Source organism: Paractinoplanes brasiliensis (assembly GCF_004362215.1).
GTDB lineage: Bacteria > Actinomycetota > Actinomycetes > Mycobacteriales > Micromonosporaceae > Actinoplanes > Actinoplanes brasiliensis.
The window spans coordinates 6,851,746-6,876,042 of the sequence record NZ_SNWR01000001.1; the positions used below are offsets into that span (position 1 = coordinate 6,851,746).

At 70.5% G+C, this 24,297-nt stretch carries 21 protein-coding genes; 14 read left to right on the forward strand and 7 right to left on the reverse strand.

Annotated features, from left to right (window positions below; genetic code table 11):
- Complete coding sequence (locus C8E87_RS30600; protein ID WP_239080324.1) at positions 1-1,569, forward strand: LamG domain-containing protein; 1,569 nt, start codon at positions 1-3, stop codon at positions 1,567-1,569.
- A gap of 274 nt (positions 1,570-1,843) precedes the next feature.
- On the opposite strand, the gene C8E87_RS30605 is transcribed toward C8E87_RS30600, so the two are convergent.
- Positions 1,844-2,485, reverse strand: coding sequence for a hypothetical protein (locus C8E87_RS30605; protein ID WP_239080309.1), 642 nt, complete (start codon positions 2,483-2,485; stop codon positions 1,844-1,846).
- A 157-nt stretch (positions 2,486-2,642) separates the two neighbouring features.
- Between C8E87_RS30605 and C8E87_RS30610 the strand changes: the two genes are divergently transcribed.
- Complete coding sequence (locus C8E87_RS30610; protein WP_133876289.1) at positions 2,643-4,412, forward strand: glycoside hydrolase family 6 protein; 1,770 nt, start codon at positions 2,643-2,645, stop codon at positions 4,410-4,412.
- A gap of 52 nt (positions 4,413-4,464) precedes the next feature.
- Positions 4,465-5,229 (forward strand): PP2C family protein-serine/threonine phosphatase, encoded by a 765-nt coding sequence (locus C8E87_RS30615; RefSeq protein ID WP_239080310.1) that lies wholly within the window; start codon positions 4,465-4,467, stop codon positions 5,227-5,229.
- 212 nt (positions 5,230-5,441) lie between these two features.
- On the opposite strand, the gene C8E87_RS30620 is transcribed toward C8E87_RS30615, so the two are convergent.
- Positions 5,442-6,269 carry a hypothetical protein gene (locus C8E87_RS30620; protein ID WP_133876290.1) on the reverse strand — a complete coding sequence of 276 codons (828 nt, stop codon included), beginning with the start codon at positions 6,267-6,269 and terminating at the stop codon, positions 5,442-5,444.
- A 355-nt stretch (positions 6,270-6,624) separates the two neighbouring features.
- Here C8E87_RS30620 and C8E87_RS30625 point away from each other — a divergent pair, with 355 nt between their 5' ends.
- The 4 genes from C8E87_RS30625 to C8E87_RS30640 are packed head-to-tail and all read left to right on the forward strand — an operon-like array spanning position 6,625 to position 11,462.
- Entirely contained in the window at positions 6,625-8,520 is a 1,896-nt protein-coding gene (locus C8E87_RS30625) for a translation initiation factor III (protein ID WP_133876291.1), read from the forward strand.
- Positions 8,517-9,989 carry an NADH-quinone oxidoreductase subunit NuoF family protein gene (locus tag C8E87_RS30630; RefSeq protein ID WP_133876292.1) on the forward strand — a complete coding sequence of 491 codons (1,473 nt, stop codon included), beginning with the start codon at positions 8,517-8,519 and terminating at the stop codon, positions 9,987-9,989. The genes C8E87_RS30625 and C8E87_RS30630 overlap by 4 nt, the downstream gene beginning before the upstream one ends.
- Positions 9,986-10,588, forward strand: a complete 603-nt coding sequence (locus C8E87_RS30635; RefSeq protein WP_239080311.1) for a TlpA family protein disulfide reductase — start codon at positions 9,986-9,988, stop codon at positions 10,586-10,588. The genes C8E87_RS30630 and C8E87_RS30635 overlap by 4 nt, the downstream gene beginning before the upstream one ends.
- Before the next feature lies 1 nt (position 10,589).
- On the forward strand, positions 10,590-11,462 hold the full coding sequence (locus C8E87_RS30640) for a cytochrome c biogenesis CcdA family protein (RefSeq protein ID WP_239080312.1): 873 nt from the start codon (positions 10,590-10,592) through the stop codon (positions 11,460-11,462).
- Here the strand turns inward: C8E87_RS30640 and C8E87_RS30645 are convergent.
- Positions 11,437-11,682: a PspC domain-containing protein gene (locus C8E87_RS30645; RefSeq protein WP_133876293.1), complete on the reverse strand. Its 246-nt coding sequence runs from the start codon at positions 11,680-11,682 to the stop codon at positions 11,437-11,439. The two genes, C8E87_RS30640 and C8E87_RS30645, sit on opposite strands and share 26 nt — an antisense overlap.
- 157 nt (positions 11,683-11,839) lie before the next feature.
- Between C8E87_RS30645 and C8E87_RS30650 the strand changes: the two genes are divergently transcribed.
- From C8E87_RS30650 to C8E87_RS30660, 3 genes are all read left to right on the forward strand, one after another.
- Positions 11,840-12,409, forward strand: coding sequence for a winged helix-turn-helix domain-containing protein (locus C8E87_RS30650; RefSeq protein WP_133876294.1), 570 nt, complete (start codon positions 11,840-11,842; stop codon positions 12,407-12,409).
- On the forward strand, positions 12,406-13,683 hold the full coding sequence (locus C8E87_RS30655; RefSeq protein WP_133876295.1) for an MFS transporter: 1,278 nt from the start codon (positions 12,406-12,408) through the stop codon (positions 13,681-13,683). The genes C8E87_RS30650 and C8E87_RS30655 overlap by 4 nt, the downstream gene beginning before the upstream one ends.
- An 811-nt stretch (positions 13,684-14,494) precedes the next feature.
- Positions 14,495-15,934, forward strand: coding sequence for a DNA polymerase IV (locus C8E87_RS30660; RefSeq protein WP_275409090.1), 1,440 nt, complete (start codon positions 14,495-14,497; stop codon positions 15,932-15,934).
- Positions 15,935-16,136: 202 nt separating this feature from the next.
- Here the strand turns inward: C8E87_RS30660 and C8E87_RS30665 are convergent, their stop codons facing one another.
- Positions 16,137-16,856, reverse strand: a complete 720-nt coding sequence (locus C8E87_RS30665) for a PP2C family protein-serine/threonine phosphatase (protein ID WP_133876297.1) — start codon at positions 16,854-16,856, stop codon at positions 16,137-16,139.
- Positions 16,857-17,031: 175 nt separating this feature from the next.
- On the opposite strand from C8E87_RS30665, the gene C8E87_RS30670 reads away from it, so the two are divergent.
- Positions 17,032-19,371, forward strand: coding sequence for a Tex family protein (locus C8E87_RS30670; RefSeq protein ID WP_239080314.1), 2,340 nt, complete (start codon positions 17,032-17,034; stop codon positions 19,369-19,371).
- 78 nt (positions 19,372-19,449) lie between these two features.
- Here the strand turns inward: C8E87_RS30670 and C8E87_RS30675 are convergent, their stop codons facing one another.
- Positions 19,450-21,186, reverse strand: coding sequence for a serine/threonine protein kinase (locus C8E87_RS30675; protein WP_133876299.1), 1,737 nt, complete (start codon positions 21,184-21,186; stop codon positions 19,450-19,452).
- Between the two features lie 117 nt (positions 21,187-21,303).
- Between C8E87_RS30675 and C8E87_RS30680 the strand changes: the two genes are divergently transcribed.
- The 3 genes from C8E87_RS30680 to C8E87_RS30690 are packed head-to-tail and all read left to right on the forward strand — an operon-like array spanning position 21,304 to position 22,842.
- Positions 21,304-21,840, forward strand: coding sequence for a GNAT family N-acetyltransferase (locus tag C8E87_RS30680; protein ID WP_133876300.1), 537 nt, complete (start codon positions 21,304-21,306; stop codon positions 21,838-21,840).
- A gap of 35 nt (positions 21,841-21,875) precedes the next feature.
- Complete coding sequence (locus tag C8E87_RS30685; RefSeq protein WP_133876301.1) at positions 21,876-22,448, forward strand: DUF4240 domain-containing protein; 573 nt, start codon at positions 21,876-21,878, stop codon at positions 22,446-22,448.
- Positions 22,449-22,458: 10 nt separating this feature from the next.
- Positions 22,459-22,842: a VOC family protein gene (locus tag C8E87_RS30690; RefSeq protein WP_133876302.1), complete on the forward strand. Its 384-nt coding sequence runs from the start codon at positions 22,459-22,461 to the stop codon at positions 22,840-22,842.
- A 68-nt stretch (positions 22,843-22,910) separates the two neighbouring features.
- Here the strand turns inward: C8E87_RS30690 and C8E87_RS30695 are convergent, their stop codons facing one another.
- A complete protein-coding gene (locus C8E87_RS30695) occupies positions 22,911-23,408 on the reverse strand; it encodes an FBP domain-containing protein (protein ID WP_133876303.1) in 498 nt (165 codons plus the stop codon).
- A 10-nt stretch (positions 23,409-23,418) separates the two neighbouring features.
- Positions 23,419-23,955 carry a GNAT family N-acetyltransferase gene (locus tag C8E87_RS30700; protein WP_133876304.1) on the reverse strand — a complete coding sequence of 179 codons (537 nt, stop codon included), beginning with the start codon at positions 23,953-23,955 and terminating at the stop codon, positions 23,419-23,421.
- Between the last annotated feature and the right edge of the window lie 342 nt (positions 23,956-24,297).

Sequence of the window (24,297 nt, forward strand, 5' to 3'; positions counted from 1 at the left end):
GTGTCCCTGATCAGCGCGGGCCGCACGGTCGACACGGTCGGGTCGTACTTCGGGCTGCGGACGATCGGCTCGAAGAAGGGCGCCGACGGCAAGCTCCGGATGACGCTCAACGGCAAGATCTTGTTCCACATGATGAACCTCGATCAGGGGTTCTGGCCCGACGGCCTGCACACGGCCCCGACGGACGCGGCGCTCAAGTGGGACCTGCAGCAGGACAAGGCGATGGGCTTCAACGCGGTGCGCAAGCACATCAAGGTCGAGCCCGACCGCTGGTACTACTGGGCCGACAAACTGGGCCTGCTGGTCTGGCAGGACATGCCCAGCGGCAACACCGGCCCGCTGCCGGCCGAGTGGCGTGACCAGTTCGAGGCCGAACTGCACGAGATGGTCCGCGAGCACGACTCCTGGACGTCGATCGTCGCCTGGGTGCCGTTCAACGAGGGCTGGGGCGAATGGGACCGGGCCGCCACCGGGCGCATCGCCGACGCCGTCAAACAGCAGGACCCGTCCCGCCTGGTCAACGCGCACAGCGGCGTGAACTGCTGCAACTCCAAGGGCGACTCCGGCCGCGGCGACGTGATCGACTTCCACCAGTACCTGGGCCCGGCCGCGCCGTCGCCCTCGGAGACCCGGGTGGCGATCGACGGCGAGCACGGCGGGTACGGGCTCAAGGTGTCCAACCACATGTGGTTCGGCGACGGGCAGGCGTACGAGATGGTGCCCGACAAGGCCACGCTCACCGCCAAGTACGTGGCGAACCAGACCGACGTGCTCACCGCGGCCGAGCGCTGCGGCATCAGCGGGGCCATCTACACCCAGATCACCGACGTCGAGGGGGAGCTCAACGGGTTCTTCACCTACGACCGGCAGGTCACCAAGATGGATCTGCGCCAGGTCAAGGCGATCAACCAAAAGATCATCCGGGAGGCGGACGGTTCGGCGTCCTCTGTCCCGCAGCCGCCCGCGGGCACGCCGGGGCTCGAAGGAATCGCTTTCTGGCCGCTGGACGGGTCGTACGGGACGCTGACGCCGGTCGGCGGGCCGGAATTCGCCGAGGGGCACAACGGGCAGGGCGTCACGGTCAACGGCTCCTCGCAATTCCTGGACGCCGGAAAGCCTGTTCTGAACACGGCCACCGACTATTCGGCGGCCGCCTGGGTCAAACTCGACAAGGCCGACGGCGCATTTCAGACGATCGTTTCCCAGGACGGTCCCTCACACAGCGACTTCTTCCTGCAGTACTCCGGCGCGGATCAGCGGTTCGCGATGAGTTTCGCCGGAATCCGGGCGCTGTCGCCGGTCAAGCCCGAGGCGGGCAGGTGGTACCACCTGGTCGGCGTGCGGGACACCGTGAAGGGCGAGCTCCGCCTGTACGTGGACGGCGAGCTCGCGGGCGCCGCGAGCGCTTGCCTGCCGCAGGGCGCGCCGACCGGGAACACCGTGATCGGCCGCGGCAAATACAACGGGAACCCGGTCGACCACCTGGACGGAACGGTCGACCAGGTGCACCTGTACGACCGCGCTCTGACGGCGGCCGAAATCAAGCAGCTGTACGCCACGAACAACTGATCCAGCACAGTCCGAAAGCGCCGCGCCGGGGCATTACGGCGCGGCGCTTTCTTTAACTCGATCTTGGCCAACCCCAGGGGCCCGCCCTCCACGGGGGCCCCCTCCACCGACCATTTTAGTGGTATTCGCCGATCTTCGAGTCCCGCGAGGGCCGGCCCTGTGGACAGCGGCGGATCTGTGGATAACCGGGGTCGTCGCGGTTGTCCGTACTATGCGGCGGCGGGGTCGTGAGCGGTGAGCGGCGGCCGTGTTCGGGCGGGTTGTGCGCGGTGGGCTACCGGTGCACGGATGGCGACTGCGACGGGCTTGCTGTCTGGCGGCGGGCCTCGGCCACGTCGGCCATGAGGTCGTCCCAGTCGGGGTCGGAGCGCAGCGGGGCCAGGCCGGCCGGGCCGCCGACGCGGGCGTTCGCGTACTCCCACCAGGCGGCGACGCGTACGGGCCAGAGGCCGACCCGCATCGCGCCGGCCAGGAAGCAGCGGTGGGCGAGCAGGGTGGCCGCCAGGGTTTCGGGGTCGAGGTCGAGCGCCGGGTCGTCGATGGCCTTGCCCAGGGCGCGTACGTCGCGGTGCATCTCGGAGTACGAGATCAGGTTGGGCATGGCCGGGATGCGGCGGTATGCGCCCTTCTCGACGAGGTCGTCGGCGTAGGCGGGGGTGAACACCATGTCGTCGACGGTGACGATCAGCGGCAGGACCTCGCGCCCGCGTTTGAGGTCGAACTGAACGGCGGGCTCGCGGGTGGGTACGAAGACCGATTCGGCGGCCAGCACCTCGTCGGGCGCGAGCTGGGCGGTGTCGCCGATCGCGGGGATGTGTACCCAGAGCAGACCGCGCTTGATGGTGACCTCGACCCCGGGCACCTCGGACAACGCCTCGGTCAGCTCGTATACCTGCACGCGTCCGTTATACGGCATGGTTCCAAGCTGAGCCCGTTGTTAACAGGCGATTGCGGTGGGAGCGCTCCCATGTCATGCTGTCGAAACAGCCGGGGAGCGATGCCCCTCGATGTATCTCCGGTTGATCCCCCGGGCCCCTTACGGGGTGCCGCCGCATGTCTCGAGGAGCCACCACATGAGACCTGTCCTCATCCGCGGTCTGACCGCGGCCGCCGCCGCATCGCTCGTCACTGGGGTCGGCATCTTCGCCGCCACCAGTGCGAGCGCCGCGGCCGGCTGCCGGGTCGACTATTCCGCCAACAGCTGGAGCAACGGCTTCACCGGCACGGTCAACGTGACCAACCTGGGTGACCCGATCTCCGGCGGCTGGCGTCTGACCTGGTCGTTCGCGGGGAACCAGCAGATCACCCAGGGCTGGAGCGCGACGATCACCCAGTCCGGCCAGAACGTCACGGCGACCAACCCGTCCTGGTCGGCGTCACTCCCGACCAACGGCAGCGCGAACTTCGGCTTCAACGCCAGCTACTCGGGCACGAACGCCAACCCCACGACGTTCTCGCTGAACGGCGTGGCCTGCACCGGCACGACCGGCCCGACGACCCCGCCGACCTCGCCGCCTACCAGCCCGCCGACCTCGCCGCCGACGAGCCCGCCCACGAGCCCGCCGACCAGCCCGCCGCCGGCCGGCACCAAGGTCGACAACCCGTACGCGGGGGCGAAGGGCTACGTCAACCCGGAGTGGAAGGCCAAGGCCGAGGCCGAGCCCGGCGGCAACCGGGTCTCGAACAATCCGACCGCGGTGTGGCTCGACCGGATCGCCGCGATCGAGGGCACCGACGACAGCAGCTCCAACGGCTCGATGGGCGTACGGGATCACCTGGACGCGGCCCTCGCTCAGGGCGCCGGCTACATCCAGTTCGTGATCTACAACCTGCCCGGCCGGGACTGTTCCGCGCTGGCCTCCAACGGTGAGCTGGGCCCGGACGAGCTGCCCCGCTACAAGGCCGAGTACATCGACCCGATCGCGGCCATCCAGGCCGACGCGAAGTACCGCAGCCTGCGGATCATCAACATCGTCGAGATCGACTCCCTGCCCAACCTGGTCACCAACACCTCCGGTCAGGCCGGCGGCACGGCGACCTGCGACACGATGAAGGCCAACGGCGGGTACGTGCAGGGTGTCGGCTACGCGCTGAACAAGCTCGGCGCACTCGGCAACACCTACAACTACGTCGACGCCGCGCACCACGGCTGGATCGGCTGGGACACCAACATGCGTCCCTCCGCCGAGATCATGCTCGAGGCCGCCCGCGCCTCCGGCAGCGTCAACAACGTGCAGGGCTTCATCACCAACACGGCGAACTACTCCGCGCTGCGGGAGCCGTTCGTGCAGCCGACCACCCAGGTCGGTGGCCAGAGCGTCCGGCAGTCGAAGTGGATCGACTGGAACCAGTACACCGACGAGCTGACCTTCGCCCAGGCGTTCCGTCAGCAGCTGGTCTCGCTGGGCTTCAACTCCAACATCGGCATGCTGATCGACACCAGCCGCAACGGCTGGGGCGGCTCTGCCCGCCCGACCGCGGCCAGCAGCTCGACCGTCATCGACACCTTCGTCAACGAGTCGCGCATCGACCGCCGGATCCACGCCGGCAACTGGTGCAACCAGGCCGGAGCGGGTCTGGGCGAGCGCCCGACCGCGGCCCCGGCCAGCGGCATCGACGCGTACGTCTGGGTCAAGCCCCCGGGTGAGTCGGACGGCTCGTCCAAGCTGATCCCGAACGACGAGGGCAAGGGTTTCGACCGGATGTGCGACCCGACCTACACCGGTAACGCCCGCAACGGCAACAGCATGAGCGGGGCCCTGCCGGACGCGCCGATCTCCGGCGCCTGGTTCTCGGCCCAGTTCCGCGAGCTGATGGCCAACGCTTACCCGCCGCTCTCCTGACGGGTAAATAGGACCGCCGGGCCCCGCTCTAACCCACGAGGAGCGGGGCCCGGTGTATTACAAAGAACAGGTGGAGATCACCAAGGTCGCCTGGACCCATTCCGGCCGTCGCCTCACCGCGGCGGCCGGAAGTGTCGTGGGGGAGCGTTACGACAGCAACTACGACGTGGTGCACCTCGACCCGGGCGGACCGCTGGCGGTGGTGGCCGACGGCATGGGCGACGGGCCGGGCAGCACGATCGCGGGCAGCACGGCCGTCGAGGTCTTCGTGCGCGAGGCGGCGGTGGGTGACGCCGCCGCCGCGCTGCGGGCCGCGGTCTTCCAGGCCCAGGACGCCGTACGCCGGGCCGGCCGCACCCTGGACGACCTGACCGGCTGCACTCTGACCGCCCTGGTCGCCGCCGGGGACGCGTCGGCCTGGATCGTGCAGCTGGGCGACTCCCGGGCCTACCGGCTGCGCGAGGGAATGCTCGACCTGCTGACCGTCGACCACACCATTGCCTGGCTGGGCGTGCTGCACGGCTGGTTCGCGTACGACTCGGCCGACGCGCTGGCCGCCCGTTACCGCCTGACCCGCTACGCCGGTCACCCCGACGCGCCCGAGCCCGACCTGCTCAACGTCACGTTGCAGCCCGGCGACGTCTATCTGCTCTGCACCGACGGGGTCTCCGACCAGCTGACCTACGAGCGCCTGACCCGGGTGCTGGCCACCGACGACCCCGGCGCCGCGGTGCACACCCTGCTCGACGACACCCTGACCGCGGGAGGCCGCGACAACGCCACCGCCGTCGTGATCCGCGTGGAGCGCAGCGTCTGACGTCCTGTTCTGCGCGGTGGCGACCGGCTCGCGCCCCACGCGCTGAGCCGGTCGCCTTTTCGTGCCGCGGCCGGGGTGCCCGCCCCGGCCGGCCCGGAACCCGGTTGCGGCGATGTGCCGAACGTGACGAGTCGGAGGCGCTAGGTGAACAAACCTATCGTGAGCAGGCCGTGGGGACCTTAAAGGCAGTGGAACGCAATTACAGGATTCTCTTAAGTCCGCCGCCGGCGCGGCATGCTCTCGAACCCGGTGGGCAGGGCCTGGGTCTCGGTCTGCCAGGCCGGCTGCTGCCGGTTGCGCATGCGCAACCGCAGCAACATGCCGACGCCCAGGAACACCAGCAGGGCACCGACGGCCAGCCCCACGCCCAGCACGTTCGAGCTGCTCGCGGCCGGGTCGAAAGCGGCCGTGCCGGTGCCGGTGGGCTCCACACCGGCCGGCGCCGCCTCGTCGGCCGGCTCCTCGTCCTCGACCGGGGCGTCCTCGGTGGGAACGGCCGACGGGGTCGGCGACGGGCTCCTGGTCGGCTCGGCCGCGACCGGGCCGACCACCCGCGACTGGGCGCCGGCCGAGCTGAGCAGGCGGCCGGCGGCGTCGAAGGCCTGCGCCAGGAAGGTCACCTCGCCGTTGTCGGGCCCGGTGAACGCGATGTCCCAGCGACCGGTCACCGTACGCCCCTGGCAGAGCTGCCCCGGGTCGGGTTGCTCGTCGACCACGGTCGCCGTCTCGTCGCGCACGCCGGCGCGTACGTCGAAGGACCGCCCGTTCTCGACGCGGGTGACCCGCACCTGGTCGAGGCTGACGCCCTCGGTCTCGATGCTCAGGGCCCACCGCACCTTGAGGCAGCGGCGGCCGCGATCGGTGGAGGCGACGGCGGTGAGTGTCCGGGCGTCCTTGCCGGTCGTGAACGTCCCGGGCGACTGCCCGACCTCGACCTCGAACCCCGGCACGTCGGCCAGCGCCGGCGAGGCCCAGGCCAGCGTCGCCACCACGACCAGGACAGCGCCGATCCGAGTCCCCCCGCGGGCCCACCGTCGCATGCCGATCATCTCCTTCATGACTGGGGTCACGGGTGATGGTTCGCAGCGGAGGGCCGAAAGGTTCACCGGGTGCGCTGGGTCACTGTGTCGTGACGCCTTATTTTTTGCTCAAGTCCTCGTTTCTTCGGTGTGTCTGCCCAGGTCAGAGGCCATCTGGGTGGTCCGGCTGGAAAGTAGGCGACAAAAGAACCGTCCGGCGTTCATCCGAACCCGCTCGCCGCACGTAGTTGGGGGATGGGCAGGGACCGGCCGATGCCGATCGCTGCCCGGCACCAACGTGATGCAGGGGGCATTCCCCACGGATGCCTGCGTCCCACCGCCCACGGGACGTGACCGCTGCGGAGAACGAGGAGTTATGGCCCGGACGAAGAACAACGAGCGATCCACCAATCGTGTGGCCGTCGACGTCGGAGCTACCGGAACGCGCGAGCCCTCCAAAGGGGCGGTGGCGGTCCTTGCCGTAAGCGTGATCGCCGCCATCTGGGCGGTCGCCATGATGACCAAGCCCGGTCGCATCGGCTATGTGTATTTCTTCATGTACGCGGAGTTCTACATGGGCGTGCTGACGCTCGTGTCGCTCTCCATCACGATCATGATCGGCCTGGTCTCCACCGACCGGCTGGTGCTCTCGATCCGTCAACGCGTACTTCTGCAGTCCGCCCACCGCACGACCGGTGTCATCGCGGTCGCCTCGCTCTTCGTGCACGTCTGGACCAAGGTCACCGAGAATCACGCCTCGCTGATCGACGTGTTCATCCCGTTCCTCTACCCCGGTGACAACAAGGTCTACGTCGGCTTCGGCACGATGTCCGGCATGATCATGATCCTGGTGATGTGGACCGGTATCGCCCGCTCCCGGTTCATCGGCCGGGGCAGCCCCTGGATGTGGCGGGGCATCCACTCGATCTCCTACCTGATGTGGCCGATCGCCCTGATGCACGGTCTCGGCGCCGGCCGGCCCGCCGCCACCTGGGTCATCGTCAGCTACGTCGTCTGTGTGCTGGGCGTGCTGGTCGGCCTGGCCGTGCGCCTCTCGGTCTCGCTCAACCGCCGTAAGGACTTCGCCTCGACCGCCGCGTCGGGCGGCATGAAGCCGGTCGGCTCGCTGGTGCCCACCAGCTCGCCGGCGATGAAGCGTCCCGGCCGCCGGGAGCGGGCCGCCGCCGTCGAGCCCGAGCGTCTCGGCCCGGTCGCTGTGGTCGACACGTTCCAGCCGGCCGCGATCACGGCCCCGCCCGTCGCCCCGCCTCCCGCCGACGACCTGGTCGCCCCGCGTCAGCGCCGGGCCCGGCCCGAGGAGACGTTCGACGAGCCCACCGGCATGATGCCGGGCTACGACCAGGAGGCGCGCCGCGGGCGTGGCCGCCGGGTCGAGGACGAGATCGAGTTCGACGAGCCGCGCGGTCGTCGCTACCCGGGAGAGGACACGTCCACCCGGATGCGCCGCCCCGAGCTCGAGGACACGTCGGCCCGGATGCGCCGGGTCGAGATGGACGGCTTCGAGGACACGCAGACGCGGATGCGGCGGGTCGAGATGGACGACACCGGCGCCCGGATGCGCCGGCCGGAGCTCGAGGACACGTCGGCCCGGATGCGTCGTCCCGGCTTCGAGGACACGCAGACGCGGATGCGCCGGGTCGAGATGGACGGCATGGACGACACTCAGACCCGCATGCGGCGCGTCGAGATGGACGACACCAGCGCCCGTATGCGGCGTGTCGAGATGAACGGCTACCCGGAGCCCGCTTTCGAGGACGCGCCGGCCCCGCGGCGCCGCCGCTACGCCGACGAGGACGACGAGCCGCCGCGCTCGCGCCGCCGGGGTGACATGCCGCTCTACGAGGAGCCGCCGCGCTCCAGCCGCTATGCCGACGGCTACGACGAGGTGCCCCGCCAGCGCGGGCGCTACGACGACGACACACCGCCGCCACGCCGGTCGCGCTCGGAATCCCGTTACGACCGGGAGACCGAGGATGCGCCCCGGGCTCGGCGCGACCGGGGCGCAGACATCTTCGGCGCCGACTCAGGGCGGCACAGCCGCAGCGGTTTTGCCGACCTCGGCAACGCCGAGGACCTCGAGCCCGACGAGACGCCGACGTTGGTCGACATGGCGTCGCGGCGTGCTCTGCGCGAGCAGCAGGATTCCGGACGCGTCCCGGCGGGCAGGGCCGCCCGCCGTGCTGGACGCGGCAGGGTGGCGGACGAGGCTGACGACGGTTACTGGTCGCAGCTGCGAGGGGAAGCGAATTGAGCGCGTCGCAGGTTCCGCCGGTCACCGCGATCGGCACGCCGCGGATCACCGCGGGCTTCGACGAGTACGGCCGTCTCGACCTGATCGCGCACCAGGAGGTGCACGGCGGGTTCGCGGCCCTGTCCTCCGGCGAGCTGATCGGCCTGGCGGACCGCATCGAGCTGCGCGGGCGCGGCGGGGCGGGTTTCCCGTTCGCCCGCAAGGTTCGCGCCGTGCTCGACTCGTGCCGCCGGCAGGAGCTGCCGCCGGTGATCGTGGTCAACGCGACCGAGGGCGAGCCGCCGTCGTGGAAGGACAAGGCGGTGCTCACCCGGGGGCCGCACCTGATCCTCGACGGCGCCGCGCTGGCCGCGGCGGCGCTCGACGCGGAAGAGATCGTCATCGGCATCGCTGACGACGGCATCGGGCAGAGCTCGATCACCGCGGCCCTGGCCGAGCGGCGTATGCCCTGCCCGACCCGCATCGTCACCGTGCCGCACCGGTTCATCTCGGGTGAGGGCGGCGCGCTGGTGCGCGGCATCAACGGCGAGGCCCACATCCCGCCCGGCCGCAAGGTGCGCTCCAGCGACAACGGCGTGATGGGCCTGCCCACGCTGCTGTCCAACGCCGAGACGTACTCGCAGCTGGCGATCGCGGCCCGGCTCGGCCCGTGGGAGTACAACGCGGTCGGCATCCCCGAGGAGCCGGGCACGGTCATGCTGACAGTGGGCGGCTCGGCCACCAACCCGGCCGTGGTCGAGGCGCCGACCGGCACCCCGCTGATGGACGTGCTGAACATGTGCGGCGCCGACATCGGCCCGGGCCTGCTCGTCGGCGGCTACCACGGCAAGTGGATCACTGCCGAGGCCGCGCAGACCGTCACGATCTCGCGCAAGGGCTTCGCTGCCGTGGGCGGCACGCTCGGGGCCGGCATGTTGATCCCGATCGGCTCCAAGACCTGCCCGCTGGGCGAGGTCTCCCAGGTCGTGCAATACCTGGCGGGCGAGTCGGCCGGTCAGTGCGGCCCGTGCCGGTTGGGGCTGCCCGACCTGGCCCGCGCGGTCACACTGGTCTCGCTGGGCGGCAACGCCGTCGAGAACGTGCGCCAGGCGGCCGGTGTCGTCAAGGGCCGTGGCGCGTGCAGCCATCCCGACGGCACGGCCCGGTTCGCGCTCTCCGCGCTCGAGGTCTTCGCCAAGGACGTCGAGGCGCACACCAACGGCGAGGGCTGCGGCAAGAGCGTACGGGGGATTCTGCCTCTGCCTTACACGGCGGAGCAGGGCGCGCGCCGGCTCGCGGTCGACTGGTCGCGCTGCGACGGCCATGGGCTCTGCTCGGCCGTCGCCCCCGAGATCATCCGGCTGGACGCGAACGGCTTCCCGGCGTTCCCGCAGACGCCGCTGCCGCCGTGGCTCGAGAACGGCGCACGCAAGGCCGTCAACGTCTGCCCGGCCCTTGCCCTGCGACTCACGGAGGCGGCAACCAAGTGAGAAGGCGTGCTGTTCTGCTCTCGGCGGCAGGGGTGCTGCTCGCCGCCGGGTGCGGCGGCGAGCCCTCCGAGTCCTCGGCGTTCGTGGAGCCGGCCGGTGGATCCTCATCCGCGGGGATCCCATCGCCGGGCTCCTCCTCATCCGCCGGCTCCGCCTCCGGCGGCTCCTCTACGCCGGACAAATCGAAAATATCCGTTCCGGCCGCGCTGAAGTTCAGCGGGAAGACCCTCGACGGCAAGGCGTTCGACGCGACGACCCTGGCCGGCAAGCCCACCATCCTGTGGTTCTGGGCGCCCTGGTGCGCGACCTGCGCCAGTGAGGCCCAGAGCGTCCGTGACCTGCACGAGGAATACGGCGACCGCCTGTCGTTCCTCGGCATCGCGGGCATGGGCGGGAACCGGGAAATGCACCAGTTCGTCAAGGATCTCGAGGTCGGCGCCGTGACCCACCTCGACGACGGCGCCGGCAAGATCTGGAAGAAATTCAAGATCACCGAGCAGAGCCTGTACGTCGTCCTCGACCGGGCGGGTCAGGTCCGCCACACCGGGTACCTCGACGATCTGCAGCTCACCCGCCAGGTGAAGGCGCTGGTCGCCTGACGTGGGCGGGGAACTCCTGCTCGCGATGACCGCCGGCATGCTCGGCGCGGTCAACCCGTGCGGGTTCGCGCTCCTGCCCGCATACCTGTCCGTGCTCGTCGCCGCCGAATCACGGCGTCCGGCCCAAGCCGTCGGGCGCGCGCTCAAGGCCGGTGCGGCGCTGGCGCTCGGCTATGCGGTGGTGTTCGGTGCGTTCGGCATGCTGCTGACGCCGATCGCCGGGGCGCTGCAGCCGCGCCTGCCGTGGCTGACCGTGGTGCTGGGCCTGGGGCTGGCCGCGCTCGGGGTGTGGCTGCTGGCCGGGCGGTCACTGCCCGCGATCACCGTACGGGCTCCCGTGCTGACCGGGTCGACCGGCTCGACAGCGCTCTTCGGAATGGCATACGCGGTGGCCTCGCTGGGCTGCGCCGTCGGGCCCTTCCTGGCGCTCGTCGTGTCGAGTCTGCGGGCGGGTTCCACGGGTTCCGGCGTCCTGCTCTTTCTCGCGTACGCGGGAGGGATGGCTCTGGTGGTGAGCGCGACAGCGGTGGCCGTGGCGCTCGTACGGGTCTCGATGATCACCCGGATCCGGGGCCTTCTCGGGCTGGTCCCGCGGATCGGCGGCGCCGTGCTCGTGGTGTGCGGTCTCTACGTGGCCTACTACGGCTGGTACGAGCTGCGCCTGGCCGGAAATCTGCGGCTGGCCGGCACCGACCCGGTGATCAACGCGGCGGCCGTGGTGCAGCGGTGGCTCAGCTCGTCGGTCTCGTCGGCGGGCGCTTGGCCGTTTGTGATCGTCGTGCTGGTGGCCCTGGCGGCGGTGGTGCGGGCGAAGAAACGGCCCGCGCGAGGCGGGCCGTTCTCCAGGCTCAGGCGGCCGGCGGGTACGCGGTGACGAACTCGGTCTTCTCCGACGGCATCAGGATCCAGAGGATCGGATAGACCAGGAACTGGCTGCCCGGGATGGCCAGCAGGACCACGACGAAGAGCAGCCGGGCCAGCCACGGGTCGATCCCGAAGCGGCGGGCCAGTCCCGCGACGACACCGGCGAGGAGCCGGCCCTCGCGCGGCCGGATGAGGCCCTGGCGGGACATGCTGTCGTGCACGGTGTTCATGACGTTTGTTCCCCATCTCTACGGCGCGTTCGGCCTGATACGTCAAGGGTGCGTCGCGGGCGTGCCGAGCCGCATCGGGAACTGCCCTGGCTCCACCCTGAGCCGCGTACCCTGATATCCACTTGCTAGAGAACTCTTTCTAAAGCATGCTCTAGGAATGGCGGACGACTTCAAGGTCACCGATCCGCGCACGCTGCGGGCCTACGCCCACCCCTTGCGCGTACGGCTGATCGGGCTTCTGCGCTCCGAGGGCCCGATGACGGCGACCCGGGCCGCGGCCGCGCTCGACGACAACGTGCCCAACTGCTCGTTCCACCTGCGGCAGCTCGCCAAGTACGGGTTCGCCGAGCGGGTGCCCGGCGCCGACGCGCGGGAACGGCCGTGGCGGGCGACCGCCCGCACCACCTCGTGGGACGACGACTCCGACGACCCGGCCATGCGCGCCGCCACCGACCAGCTCAACAGCGTGCTGCTCGGGGTCTTCACCCAGCGCGCCCAGGACTATCTGGCGACCCGGGCCGACGAGCCGGCCGAGTGGCGGGCCGCCGCCGGGTTCGGCGACATGCTCGTACACGTCACGGCGGCCGAGTTGCGGGAGCTCACCGAGCAGATCGAGGCGCTCGCGTCCCGCTTCGACGACCGGGCCGCCGACCCCGCCGCCCGGCCCGCCGGTTCCCGCCCCATCCAGCTCATCCAGCTGGCCATCCCCCGAGGCCCGGTCTCGTGACGGCCACCGCTCCGCCCCGACCGGGCGGCCCGGTGCGGCTGCTGCGGGAGGCCGCGTTCCGGCGCTACTGGTCGGCGCAGACCGTCTCGCTCGTCGGCGAACAGATCACGCTGATCGCCGTACCGCTGCTGGCTGTCCTGGCAGTGGGGGCCGGACCGGCGCAGATGGGCTATCTGACCGCGGCCGCGCTGCTGCCCAACCTGTTCCTCTCGCTGCCCGCCGGGGCCTGGGCCGACCGCCGCCACGACAAGCGCCAGATCATGATCGTCGCCGATCTGGCCCGGGCCGTGCTGCTGCTCTGCGTGCCCCTGCTGTGGTGGGCCGGCCAGCTCACCCTGCCGGTGCTGTACACGGTGGCGTTCCTGACCGGCCTGTTCACGCTGCTGTTCGAGGTCGCGCACGCCAGTGTGTTCGCCTCGCTGGTGCGCCGCGAGGACTACGTGGACGCCAACACCCTGCTCAACGGCAGCCGTGCGGCATCGTTCGTGGCCGGTCCCAGCCTCGGCGGCCTGCTCGTGCAGACACTCACCGCACCGATCGCGCTGATCGCCGACGTGCTGACCTACCTGGCGTCGGCCCTCTTCCTGACCCGGGTCCGCGTCGACGACGACCCCGGCCCGTCCACGGCGTCCGGCTCCCAGATCAAAGGCATGCTTGCGGGCGTACGCTTCGTGGCCCGCTCCGCCGTGCTCCGCGCGCTGCTGCTCGGCGCCACCACGCTCAACCTGTTCAACTACATCTTCGCGGCCCTGTTCGTCCTGTACGTGACCACCGAGCTGCAGATCTCCCCGGGCACCCTCGGCGTGATCATCGGGCTGGGCTCCATCGGCGGGCTGCTCGGGGCCGTCGTCGCCGGTCCGCTGAGCCGGCGCATCGGGCTCGGACCGGCAGTGCTCCTCGGCTACGTGCTCTTCCCGGCCCCGCTGATCCTGGTGCCGGCGGCGGGCGGGCCGCGCTGGGTTGTCTTCGCGGCCCTGTTGTCAGCGGAGTTCTTCGGGGCGCTCGGCGTGATGATCCTCGACATCACCGGCGGCTCCGCGCAGACGGCCGCCACACCCCGCACCATGCTGGCCGTCGTGTCCGGCTTCAAGCGGACCGTCAACTACGGGATCCGCCCGATCGGCGCGCTCATCGGCGGTGGGCTGGGCGCCACCATCGGCGTACGGGAATCGCTCTGGATCGCCACGATCGGCGCGCTGCTCGGCGCGGTGTGGATCTTTTTCAGCCCCTTGCGGACGATGCACGACCTCCCTTCCGATCAACCGATCGGTTGACCGGCGCGTCAGTCACGGCTGGTCGCCGGCGCGACTACGCAGTCGATTCGGGGCGGGGGTGCTGACCGGCAACCTGTAGCTGCCCCGCGAGAACATGAACACACCCTGCCAACCATCAGCGGCCTCGCCCCACTCGGCGCCGGAGTGCAGGCCCTGCAGGACGCCACGGCGGATCGTGGCCGTCGCTGCTGCACCTCAGCGTGCTGGTCGCCTGGACCCTCGCCTCGGGGTGCCGGCCGCACGGTACTTCCGCTGGTCATGAGGCCGTAGCCCTTCGAACGGCCCACGCGGCGATCGCCGCGTGGGCCGTTCGGCTTCGCCGTCGTGCTGCGGGCGGCCGTGGACACCTCGGGTGGATCGCGCGTTGACCGATCACCTGCCCTACGCCAGGCCTCGGCAACAAGGGCTCGATCACCGCACATGCCTTGTAGGTCAGCTATCCGGCCCGCCACAGACGTATCGACCAAAGTAATCAACAGCAGACCCGCCGACTCACACCCCACTTCGGGGGGACACTGCTCGGCAGGACTCAGCCTAGCCTCCTAGGACGCCGGTCTCTCTGCCGGCTTCGCCTGGGCACATGCCCGGAGACAGGCCCGGGTCTCGATTGTCCGGAGCGATGTGGGCGATGGCGTCACGGGTCGTGCGGCGGACGAGAACGCGGCGTGCACGCTGAGTGTCACGGGACAGCGGCCGGCTTGAAGCTCGGGTGCGCGGTGGGTGGGGCATGGACGCCGGCGTGCGTGTGGGTGCTGTGGCGCGATCTTGTCGTACCCGTGTACGACACTGGAAGCGTGACCGGTGAACGTGCGTGGGGGCGGGGTTGAGGCGCGAGGCGAGCATTGCCCACGTTGACCTGGATGCCATGTTTGCGGCGGTGGAGCAGCGCGACAAGGTCTCCCTGCGGGGGCGGCCGGTCATCGTGGGCGGGGTGGCCGGGCGCGGGGTGGTGTCGACCGCGTCGTACGAGGCCAGGCGGTTCGGGGCCCGGTCGGCCATGCCGACTGCGGAGGCGCGGCGCCGGTGTCCGCCGGGGACGGCCTTCTTGGCGCCGCGGTTTGCGGCCTATCGGCGGACCAGCGAAGTTGTCATGGCGTTGCTGGGCGAGTTCTCGCCACTGGTGGAGCAGGTGTCGATCGACGAGGCCTACGTCGACCTGGCGGCGGCGGGGTGTCACGACCTGTCCGTCGAGGGTGTCACCATCCTGGCGGAGCGGATCAAGGACCTGATCGCGGAGGCCACGGGCGGGGTGACTGCCTCCATCGGGGTCGGGAGTTCCAAGCTGGTGGCCAAGATCGGGTCTGACCTGCACAAGCCGGACGGGTTGACGGTTGCCGCGCCGGGTGGGGAGCGGGCGTTGCTGCATCCGTTGCCGGTGACCAGGCTGCCCGGGGTCGGGCCGGCGACCATGGAGCGGCTTCGCCGGGCCGGCGTGCACACCATCGGTGACCTGGCCGGTGTTCCCCTGCCGGAACTGGTCGAGCGGCTCGGTCAGGCCCACGGTACAGGGCTCTATCGGCTGGCCCGCGCGGACGACGACCGGCCGATCGTGGGGGAGCGGGAGGCCAAGTCGGTGTCGGCGGAGGAGACGTTCGACGTGGACCTCACCGACCGGGCCCGCCTCGGCGCCGAGATCGATCTGCTCGCGGCTCGGGTGGGCGGGCGGCTGCGCAACGGTGGTCTGTCGGGCCGCACGATCACGATCAAGGTGCGGCACCACGACTTCACAACGATCACCCGCTCGGTGACCCGGCCTCAGCCCACCGACGACCCGCGTCTGGTCGCCCAGGTCGCCCGGCGTCTGCTGGCCGAGGTCGACACGTCCGCGGGGATCCGGTTGATCGGGGTGGGGGTCAGCACGCTGAGCGATTTCGTCCAGGATGACCTGTTCGGCGAGGATGCCGGTGATCTGTTCGGTTCACTGGCATCGACGGGATCCGGCTCCGAGGACGGCCACGAGGCGACCGACCCGCCTCAGGTGCTCCCCGCCGAGCAGGGGGAGGCGGCGAACCGGGACGGGACGACGCGGGCCGATTGGCGGCCGGGCCAGGACGTACGCCACGACGAGCACGGGGCCGGGTGGGTGTGGGGGAGTGGCCGGGGCCGGGTCACGGTTCGGTTCGAGGGCCCGAACACGCCGCCGGGGCCGGTACGGGACTTCGCCGCCGACGACCCGGAGTTGCACCCGTCCGACCCGCCCGACTGGCGACTCGACCAGCCCCCGAAACAAGACGACGCCCGGCGGTTGTGAGGCGAGCGGCGCTCGGTGGTCGGCCATGTTCATGAGCCGGCGGCTCGGGACGGCCGTGAGGGACGCCTGGCCGGCCGCTGCCGAGACTCCGGTTCGGGGTGGTGCGGTTGCCGGGGATGACGAGGCGTACGGAATGAGGATGCCCGGCCATGTTCATGAGCCGGCGGCGGGGACGGCCGTGACGAGACGGGGTGAGATGCCGCTATTCGGGGGTTATGTCGGCGACGATGACTGTGACGTTGTCGGGGGCGCCGTTCTCGAGGGTTCGGTGGACGAGTTCGGCGGCGGCTGTCTTACGGTCGGCGTTGGTGAGCAGGGTTTCGGCGATGACCGCGTCTTCTACGTAATCGGACAGGCCGTCGCTGCAGAGGAGGAAACGGTCACCCTCCTGGATGCTGATCATGCGGCCCGCGGGGCGGTAAGGGCCGCCCTGGACGGCCTGCGTCACCAGGGCGCGCTGGGGGTGGCGGCGGGCGTCGGCGGGGGTGAGCACGCCCTGGTCGACCAGGGCCTGCACGTACGTGTCGTCGCGGGTCAGCTGGGTCATCTCGCCGTCGCGGACCAGATAGCAGCGGGAATCGCCGACGTTGAGCGCGGCCACGCGGTCGCCCGAGAGCAGGATCGCGGTGACCGTGGTGCCCATGCCGTCGCGGGCGTCGTCGTCGGCAACGGCGGCCTCGATGCGACCGTTGGCCGTCTCGAGCGCGGCGATCAGATCCTGCAGCGGCTCACCGGTGTCGGGGCTCGTGTCGACGACGCTGAGCGCCTGCACGAGGATGTCGCTGGCCAGCTCGCCGGCGGGCAGGCCGCCCATGCCGTCCGCGACCACGAGCAGCCGGTTCCCGACGAAAACCGAGTCCTCGTTGTTGGACCGCACCAGGCCCTGATCGGTGGCGGCGACCGCCCGGACAACAAGCGTCATGTGACAAGACTGCCAAAGCCCCGATCAGATGTCTCTAGTACCTCCTACGTAGTGGGGGGACGAGTTTGTGTTAAGGGCGATGAACTGGTCGTTCCCGGCAGCTCAACCACACCGGAGAGCTACCTCGCGCGGGGCGGCGGGACAACGGGTGCGGCCGTGGTTGACAATCGTCGTCGTGACGACACCCATCCATCAGCGCATTGCCACCGAACTCGGCGTCCGGGAGGGCCAGGTCACCGCGGCGGTCGATCTGCTCGACGGCGGGGCCACGGTGCCGTTCATCGCCCGGTATCGCAAGGAGGTGACCGGCGCCCTCGACGACACCCAGCTCCGTACGCTCGAGGAACGGCTGGGCTACCTGCGGGAACTGGAGGACCGGCGCGCCGCGGTGCTGGAGTCGATCCGTTCGCAGGGCAAGCTCGACGACGCGCTGGAACAGGCGATCCTGGCCGCCGAGTCGAAGGCCCGGCTCGAGGACATCTACCTGCCGTACAAGCCGAAGCGGCGTACGCGGGCCCAGATCGCTCGCGAGGCGGGGCTGGAACCGCTGGCCGACAAGCTGCTGGCCGACCCGAACCTCGACCCGCGGGCCGAGGCCGCCGCGTTCACCAACGAGCAGGTCGCCGACGAGCAGGCCGCCCTCGACGGGGCACGGGCCATCCTGATCGAGCGGTTCGCCGAGGACGCCGACCTGATCGGTGAGCTGCGGGAACGCATGTGGACGCGAGGCCGGCTGGTCGCCAAGGTGCGCGACGGCAAGCAGACCGAGGGCGCCAAGTTCGCCGACTACTTCGACTTCGCCGAGCCGTACGCGAAACTCCCGTCGCACCGCATCCTGGCCATGTTCCGCGGCGAGAAGGAGGACGTCCTCGACCTCACCATGGAACCGGAACCCGAGGACGAGTCGACGTTCGAGCCGCGCATCGCCGCCAGGTTCGGCGTCTCCGACCAGGGCCGCCCGGGCGACAAGTGGCTTTCCGACACCGTACGGTGGGCGTGGCGCACCCGGATCCTCATCCACCTCGGCGCCGACCTGCGGGTACGGCTCTGGCAGGCCGCCGAGGACGAGGCCGTACGCGTGTTCGCCGCCAACCTGCGGGACCTGCTGCTCGCCGCGCCGGCCGGGACGCGCGCCACCATGGGGCTCGACCCGGGATTCCGTACGGGTGTGAAGGTGGCCGTGGTCGACCCGACGGGCAAGGTCGTGGCCACCGACGTGATCTACCCGCACGTGCCGCAGAACCGCTGGGACGAGTCGATCCACCGGCTCGCCGCGCTGGCCGGCAAGCACAACGTCGACCTGATCGCGATCGGCAACGGCACCGCCTCCCGCGAGACCGACAAGCTCGCCGGGGAGCTGATCAAGCGACACCCCGAGGCCAAGCTCACCAAGGTCATGGTCAGCGAGGCCGGGGCGTCGGTCTACTCCGCTTCCGCGTACGCCGCCCAGGAGCTCCCTGGCATGGACGTGTCGCTGCGCGGGGCGGTGTCGATCGCCCGCCGTCTGCAGGACCCTCTCGCCGAACTGGTGAAGATCGACCCGCGTTCGATCGGCGTCGGGCAGTACCAGCACGACCTGTCCGAGTCCAAGCTGTCCAAGTCGCTCGACGCGGTGGTCGAGGACTGTGTGAACGCGGTCGGCGTCGACATCAACACGGCCTCGGCGCCGCTGCTCTCGCGGGTCTCGGGCATCACGGCCGGTCTGGCCGAGAACATCGTGCTGCACCGCGACTCGAACGGCCCGTTCAAGAACCGCAACGAGATCAAGAAGGTGGCCCGGCTCGGCCCCAAGGCGTTCGAGCAGTGCGCCGGCTTCCTGCGCATCCCGGACGGCGACGACCCGCTCGACTCGTCGGCGGTGCACCCCGAGTCGTACCCGGTGGTCCGCACGATCCTGGCCTCGGCGAAAACCGACATCAAGTCGCTGATCGGCAACAGCCCGCTGCTGCGCGCGCTGCGGCCCGAGCAGTTCGTCACCGACACCGTGGGCGTGCTGACCGTCACCGACATCCTGCGGGAGCTGGACAAACCGGGCCGGGACCCGCGGCCCGGGTTCACGACGGCCACGTTCGCCGAGGGCGTCGAAAAGATCGCCGACCTGAAGCCGGGCATGGTGCTCGAGGGCGTCGTGACCAACGTGGCGGCCTTCGGGGCGTTCGTCGACATCGGCGTTCACCAGGACGGGCTGGTGCATGTGTCGGCGCTGTCAAACACGTTCGTGAAGGACCCGCGCGAGGTCGTGAAGTCGGGCGACGTCGTGAAGGTGCGGGTCGTCGAGGTCGACGAGCAGCGCAAGCGGATCTCGCTGACGATGCGGTTGCAGGACGAGCCCGTACGCAAGCCGCGCGAGCCCCGTGAGTCCCGTGACGACCGGCCGCGTCAGGGCGGCCAGCGACAGGGCGGCCAGCGGCAGGCTGGTCAGCGGCAAGGCGGTCAGCGGCAGCAGCCTCAGACCAGCTTCAACGGCGGTGCGATGGCCGACGCTTTGCGCCGCGCCGGCCTGACCAAGGACTGACGTGTCCCCCGGGGCCGGGCGTGTCGCTCAGTGCTCGGCCCCGGGCGTGTCGGCGTTCTCGAACCCGTGCCTCTTCGATCAGCGCGCGCTCGGTCCCCGCAGCTCGATCCGGTCGAACGCGACCTCGGCCGCCTCCGCCTCGGGCATGTCCCGGTCGAGAATGACGCCCAGCAGCACCCGGTTCCCGCTGATCTCGGCCTTGCCCAGCGGCGCGTTCCCGATTTCGACGCCGTCCCGGGTCACCGTCACCGTCTCGCCGGCGACGTGCAGCCCGATCCGCGTCGCCGGGCCGCCCACCACGATCGGCTGGTCGAGCGGCAGGGTGCGGGACACGGTGACATCGGTGCCCTGGTGCGCCCCGACGAAGACGTTGCCCTGACAGACCCGTACGAGGTGACCACCCCGCGGAAGCTTGAAGTGGAACCAGATCGCCGCGCAGGCGTTGCCGGTCAGCAGGCGCACGCCGACGTCGATGCTGAGGTCGTCGGGCAGTGCGTCCTGCGGGCCGCGGCACTTGTAGAGCGACTTGGTGTCGATGCGGACGCGTAGCTCGCCCTCGACGAAGACGCACGACGACTTGCCGTCGGGTTCGGTCTTGGCCAGCCACAGCCGCTCGCGGTCGAGCTCGTCGGCGAGCAGCAGCGGGCCGGGCGGGACGGCCGGGGCTGACGATGCCGGCGGCTCGGTCTGGGGTGTCGCGGGGGCAGCCGCCGACTCGATCATGGGGCGGAAGACCAGCATCATCGCGCCGGTGATCACCGTCAGCACAAGCAGGGCGACCGCAGCGGGCAGAAACCAGCGACGCTTCCGCTCACCGGTGTCGGCACGTTCCTCTTCAGGCACTTCTGAAATGTCGTAAAGGAGAGGGGGTGGCGGCACGGCAACGGTCGGCTCCTCGCGCGGCGGGTTCGGCATCAGACCGGTCACGGACTGCGCCTGGTTGGCGGCGGCGCGCAGGACGGGTTGGCCCTCGAGGGCCGAGGCGGCCGGCCGGGACGGGCTCGAGACCAGCAGGTCGAGCAGTTCCCGGGCGGAGGGCCGCTCGGCCGGATCCTTGCGCAGCGCCAAGGCCACGAGCTCGCGCAGGGGGCCGCTCAAGCCGGACAGGTCGGGTTCGCGGGTGAGGATGCGGCCCGCGGTGGCCGGTGGGGACTCGCCGCCGAACGGGGTGCGGCCGGTGCCCGCGTACGTCACCACGCCACCCCACGCGAAGACGTCGGCCGCGGCGGTCAGCGGCACGTCGTCGTCGCCGAAGCGTTCGGGCGCCATGTACGCCACCGTGCCCATCATGAACTCGGGGGACGTGTTCGCCGTGTGCGCGCCGTCGATGTCGCGGGCGATCCCGAAGTCGATCACCTTGGGGGTGCCCGGGGCGAGCAGCACGTTGCGCGGCTTGAGATCGCGATGGATGATGCCGGCGCCGTGAATAGCGGTCAGCGCCGTGGCCACGCCGATCGCGACACTGTGGAGATTCGCCGCGGTGAGCGGGCCCTTCTCGTCGACGACCTGTTGCAGGGTGGGACCCTCGACGTACTCCACCACCAGGTAGGGGTGATCGGCGTCGGGGTCGGCGTCGAGCACCTCGGCGGTGCAGAACGGCGGCACCTGCCGGGCGCGGGCCACCTCGCTGCGGAACCGGCGGCGGAACTCGTCGTCGGGCGCCAGGTCAGCCCGTACGACCTTGACCGCCACCTGCGTGCCCGCCGGCGTCGTCGCCAAGAAGACGGTGCCCATGCCGCCCTCGCCGAGCCGGCCGACGAGCTCGTACGAGCCCAGCCGAGCCGGATCAGTCGGACGCAACGGCTCCGGACGCATGACCGCCCCCAGTCCCGGAGAAAATCAGAAGGTGTCACTGTAACGGGTGACGTCCGCCTCCTGCTGTCGGCCGCGCGCCATGGCACGGTCCCGGGAGGAGCGGCCTATCCTCGGCAAATGCTGATCGCGACCGAACGGCTCGTCCTGCGGCGCTTCCGCCCGGGTGACGCGCCCGTGCTCGCCGCCTACCGGTCGGATCCGGACGTCGCCCGCTACCAGTCGTGGGACGCGCCGTTCCCGTTGCTGCGGGCCGAGACCGCCGTGGCCAACTTCATCGCCTCCGATCCCGACAGGCCGGGCTGGTTCCAGTACGCCGTGGAGCGCACCGCCGACCGCGTGCTCGTCGGCGACGTCGCGGTCCACCTGCACGACAACCTCCAGCAGGCCGAGATCGGATTCACCGTGGCCAAGGAGCACCAGCGGCACGGGTACGCCCGCGAGGCCGTGAGCGCCGTGCTCGACCGCCTGTTCCGGCTGCAGGGGCTGCACAAGGTGGCGGGGGAGTGCGACTCCCGCAACGTCGCGTCGGCCTCGCTGATGGAACGGCTCGGGTTCATCCGCGAGGGACTGCTGCGGCAGCAGACCTATATCAAGGGCGAGTGGACCGACGACCTCATTTACGGGCTTCTCTCCGACGAGTGGCTGCTCCGCTGACTTTCTTGTCGTACGGGTGTGGTTAGGTTCCCGGCGTGGATCTCGACGGATTCTGGGCGCTGATCGAGCGCAGCGCGCGCCAGAGAAATCAGGACGAGCGGGCCGACTGGCTGACCGGGCAGCTGACCAGGCTGTCCCCGGCCGAGATCGAGGAATTCGAGATCCTGCACTACGGCCTGCGTGACCGCGCCGACACGTGGCACCTGTGGGGCGCCGCGGTCCTGGTCTGTGACGGCGCGTCCGACGACGGGTTCTGGTATTTCCAGGCGTGGCTGATCGGGCAGGGCCGCGAGGTCTTCGAGGCAGCCGTGGCCGATCCCGACTCACTGGCCGAGGCGCCGGCGATCCGCGCGCTGGCCGGCCGCGACCCCGACGACTGGGCCGAGGACGAGTGGCCCGACTGGGAGCTGCTCGACTACGTCGCCTCCGAGGCGTATGAGGAGGTCACCGACGGCGACGACCTCGACGACGCGCTCGAGGCCCGCGGCTTGCTCTTCCGCTCGTCGCCCGAGCCGAGCGACCCCCGGTTCGACCTCGGCGACCCGTCCGAGCGCCGCCGTCGCTACCCGCGGCTGAGCGCGCTGTTCGACCCCGTCCCGTCCCTGTGAGGAGACTCCCATGGCGCACCGCAGCCGCTTGTCCACCATCCTGATCGACGTGCCCGCCGCCGAGACCGACGCCGCTGTCTCGTTCTGGTCGCGAGCGCTGGGCGTCGAGACCCGCCAGCCGCCGGGCGAACCCCAGTTCACCGGTCTGCGCGGGGCCCTGCCCGGGCTGACGCTCGCGATCCAGGCGATCGACGGGGACGCGCGCTACCACGTCGATTTCGAGACCGACGACGTCGAGGCCGAGACGGCCCGGTTGATCGCGCTCGGCGCCGAGCAGGTCGACCAGTGGCTCGAGTGCCGCATCCTTCGCCTCCCGGGCGGGCAGCTGGCCTGTGTGATCCCGCGGCACAGCGACGACGAGACCTTCATGCGCCTGTCGAAGCTCTGGAACTGACGAGGCCCCGCCGGGTGGGCGGGGCCTCGATCTTGTACGGGGTGCCTTGGTCCCGGTCGGTGCGGGCATCAGCCGGCCCTGACCCGGTCGGTGAAGGCGCTCAGGTTGGTCATCGCGCGGTCGACCCGCTCGTCCAGGCTGAGCGTCTCCTCGCGGCTGACCAGGCGCATCTTCGGCTTGCGCTTGCCCCGCAGATAGAGCGAGCAGGCCAGATCCGAGCAGATGTACTGCCCGACGGTGTTGCCGTTGCGGCCCGAGGCGCCGGCGAGAGGCGCCACGAACAACGCCACCCCCGTCGCCGCGTGCTCGGTCAGGCAGACCTGACACATGCTCGACCGGAGCGAGTTGGCCTTGCCCGGCTCGGGCCGGCGCAGCACAACGCCGGTCGGCCCGTCCGGCCCCGGCACGACCAGCAGCGCCCGCAACGGCGCGGCCGGGTCGGTCCAGCCCAGAAAGTCCAGGTCATGCCAGGGCACCGGGCCGGCCGGCAGCTTGATCCGCCCGGCCTCGCCCTTGCTGCAGTTGACGAAGGAGCCCCGGATCTCCTTCTCGTCGAGTGGTTCCATGGTCGCGAAGCTAACCGGCCCCACGACCTCGGTCATCCGGTTTACGCCTGCTGATGTGATGAACAATTCCCTCGAAGTCGGGCTCCGGATCGTCCGGCCGGAACCGGGCGGCCTCCGCACACCGCACACTGGCCACGTTCTCCGGTTCGATCCCCGCGGCGAAGAGCACGACGTCCGCGGTCTCGGGCGCCGCCGTCACAGCGAGCAGCGCAGCCGTCCCGTACCCCTGTCGTCGCCGCCCCGGATCGACCACGTAGGCGAGCCCCATCGACGGCCCCATTTCCACCCCCCACCGGTCGTAGACGTCACCGCCGATGTAGGCGACCGGCCGCCCTTCGTCGTCGAGCGCGACCCACGTGTGCTCCCGCAGCACGATCCGCCCGCGGAACTCCTCACCGATGCCGTGCCCCCGCATGCGCAGCCCCTGAGCCGGCCACTCCGGACCACCCAGCCACCGTTGCACCTCCGGATCGGCGAACCACACCTGCACCGCCGGCAACAACTCCCCGGTGAACGGCACAAGCGTGACCCCGGGCAGCCCTCTCATGGCCCGATTGTCGCGTCGCTGCTCGATGACCTCCACTGAGCTCGACGTTGTACTGAGAGCGTCGGTACTCGCGCGTCGGCAGGAGGTTCGCCGCCCCGGCGGTCCAGGAGTGTGGAACCCCGTCACCCATCGGCACTAGCAGCGTTGATTGTGCGGAACAGTCGTGCGCCCAGAAGGTTTCAGCATGGTTTGCCCGTCTAGCACGCCTATGCTAGCTTTGCACCGCCGCTGATGGGTGGACCTTGATGCCTCAGCGTCTGCACGCCGATACCTACCTGATCCGTTCACGCATCCGCACCAGGCCCTGGCTCTTGAGCCAGGGCCTTCTTTATTGACTTCAGG

Excerpts from the sequence above, each read along its gene's own strand:
- C8E87_RS30625 (WP_133876291.1), top strand. The coding sequence starts at position 6,625 with ATGGCCCGGACGAAGAACAACGAGCGATCCACCAATCGTGTGGCCGTC.
- C8E87_RS30675 (WP_133876299.1), bottom strand. The coding sequence starts at position 21,186 with ATGCGTCCGGAGCCGTTGCGTCCGACTGATCCGGCTCGGCTGGGCTCG.
- C8E87_RS30620 (WP_133876290.1), bottom strand. The coding sequence starts at position 6,269 with ATGCGACGGTGGGCCCGCGGGGGGACTCGGATCGGCGCTGTCCTGGTC.
- C8E87_RS30605 (WP_239080309.1), bottom strand. The coding sequence starts at position 2,485 with ATGCCGTATAACGGACGCGTGCAGGTATACGAGCTGACCGAGGCGTTG.
- C8E87_RS30645 (WP_133876293.1), bottom strand. The coding sequence starts at position 11,682 with ATGAACACCGTGCACGACAGCATGTCCCGCCAGGGCCTCATCCGGCCG.
- C8E87_RS30610 (WP_133876289.1), top strand. The coding sequence starts at position 2,643 with ATGAGACCTGTCCTCATCCGCGGTCTGACCGCGGCCGCCGCCGCATCG.
- C8E87_RS30665 (WP_133876297.1), bottom strand. The coding sequence starts at position 16,856 with ATGACGCTTGTTGTCCGGGCGGTCGCCGCCACCGATCAGGGCCTGGTG.
- C8E87_RS30680 (WP_133876300.1), top strand. The coding sequence starts at position 21,304 with ATGCTGATCGCGACCGAACGGCTCGTCCTGCGGCGCTTCCGCCCGGGT.
- C8E87_RS30700 (WP_133876304.1), bottom strand. The coding sequence starts at position 23,955 with ATGAGAGGGCTGCCCGGGGTCACGCTTGTGCCGTTCACCGGGGAGTTG.
- C8E87_RS30650 (WP_133876294.1), top strand. The coding sequence starts at position 11,840 with ATGGCGGACGACTTCAAGGTCACCGATCCGCGCACGCTGCGGGCCTAC.
- C8E87_RS30690 (WP_133876302.1), top strand. The coding sequence starts at position 22,459 with ATGGCGCACCGCAGCCGCTTGTCCACCATCCTGATCGACGTGCCCGCC.
- C8E87_RS30695 (WP_133876303.1), bottom strand. The coding sequence starts at position 23,408 with ATGGAACCACTCGACGAGAAGGAGATCCGGGGCTCCTTCGTCAACTGC.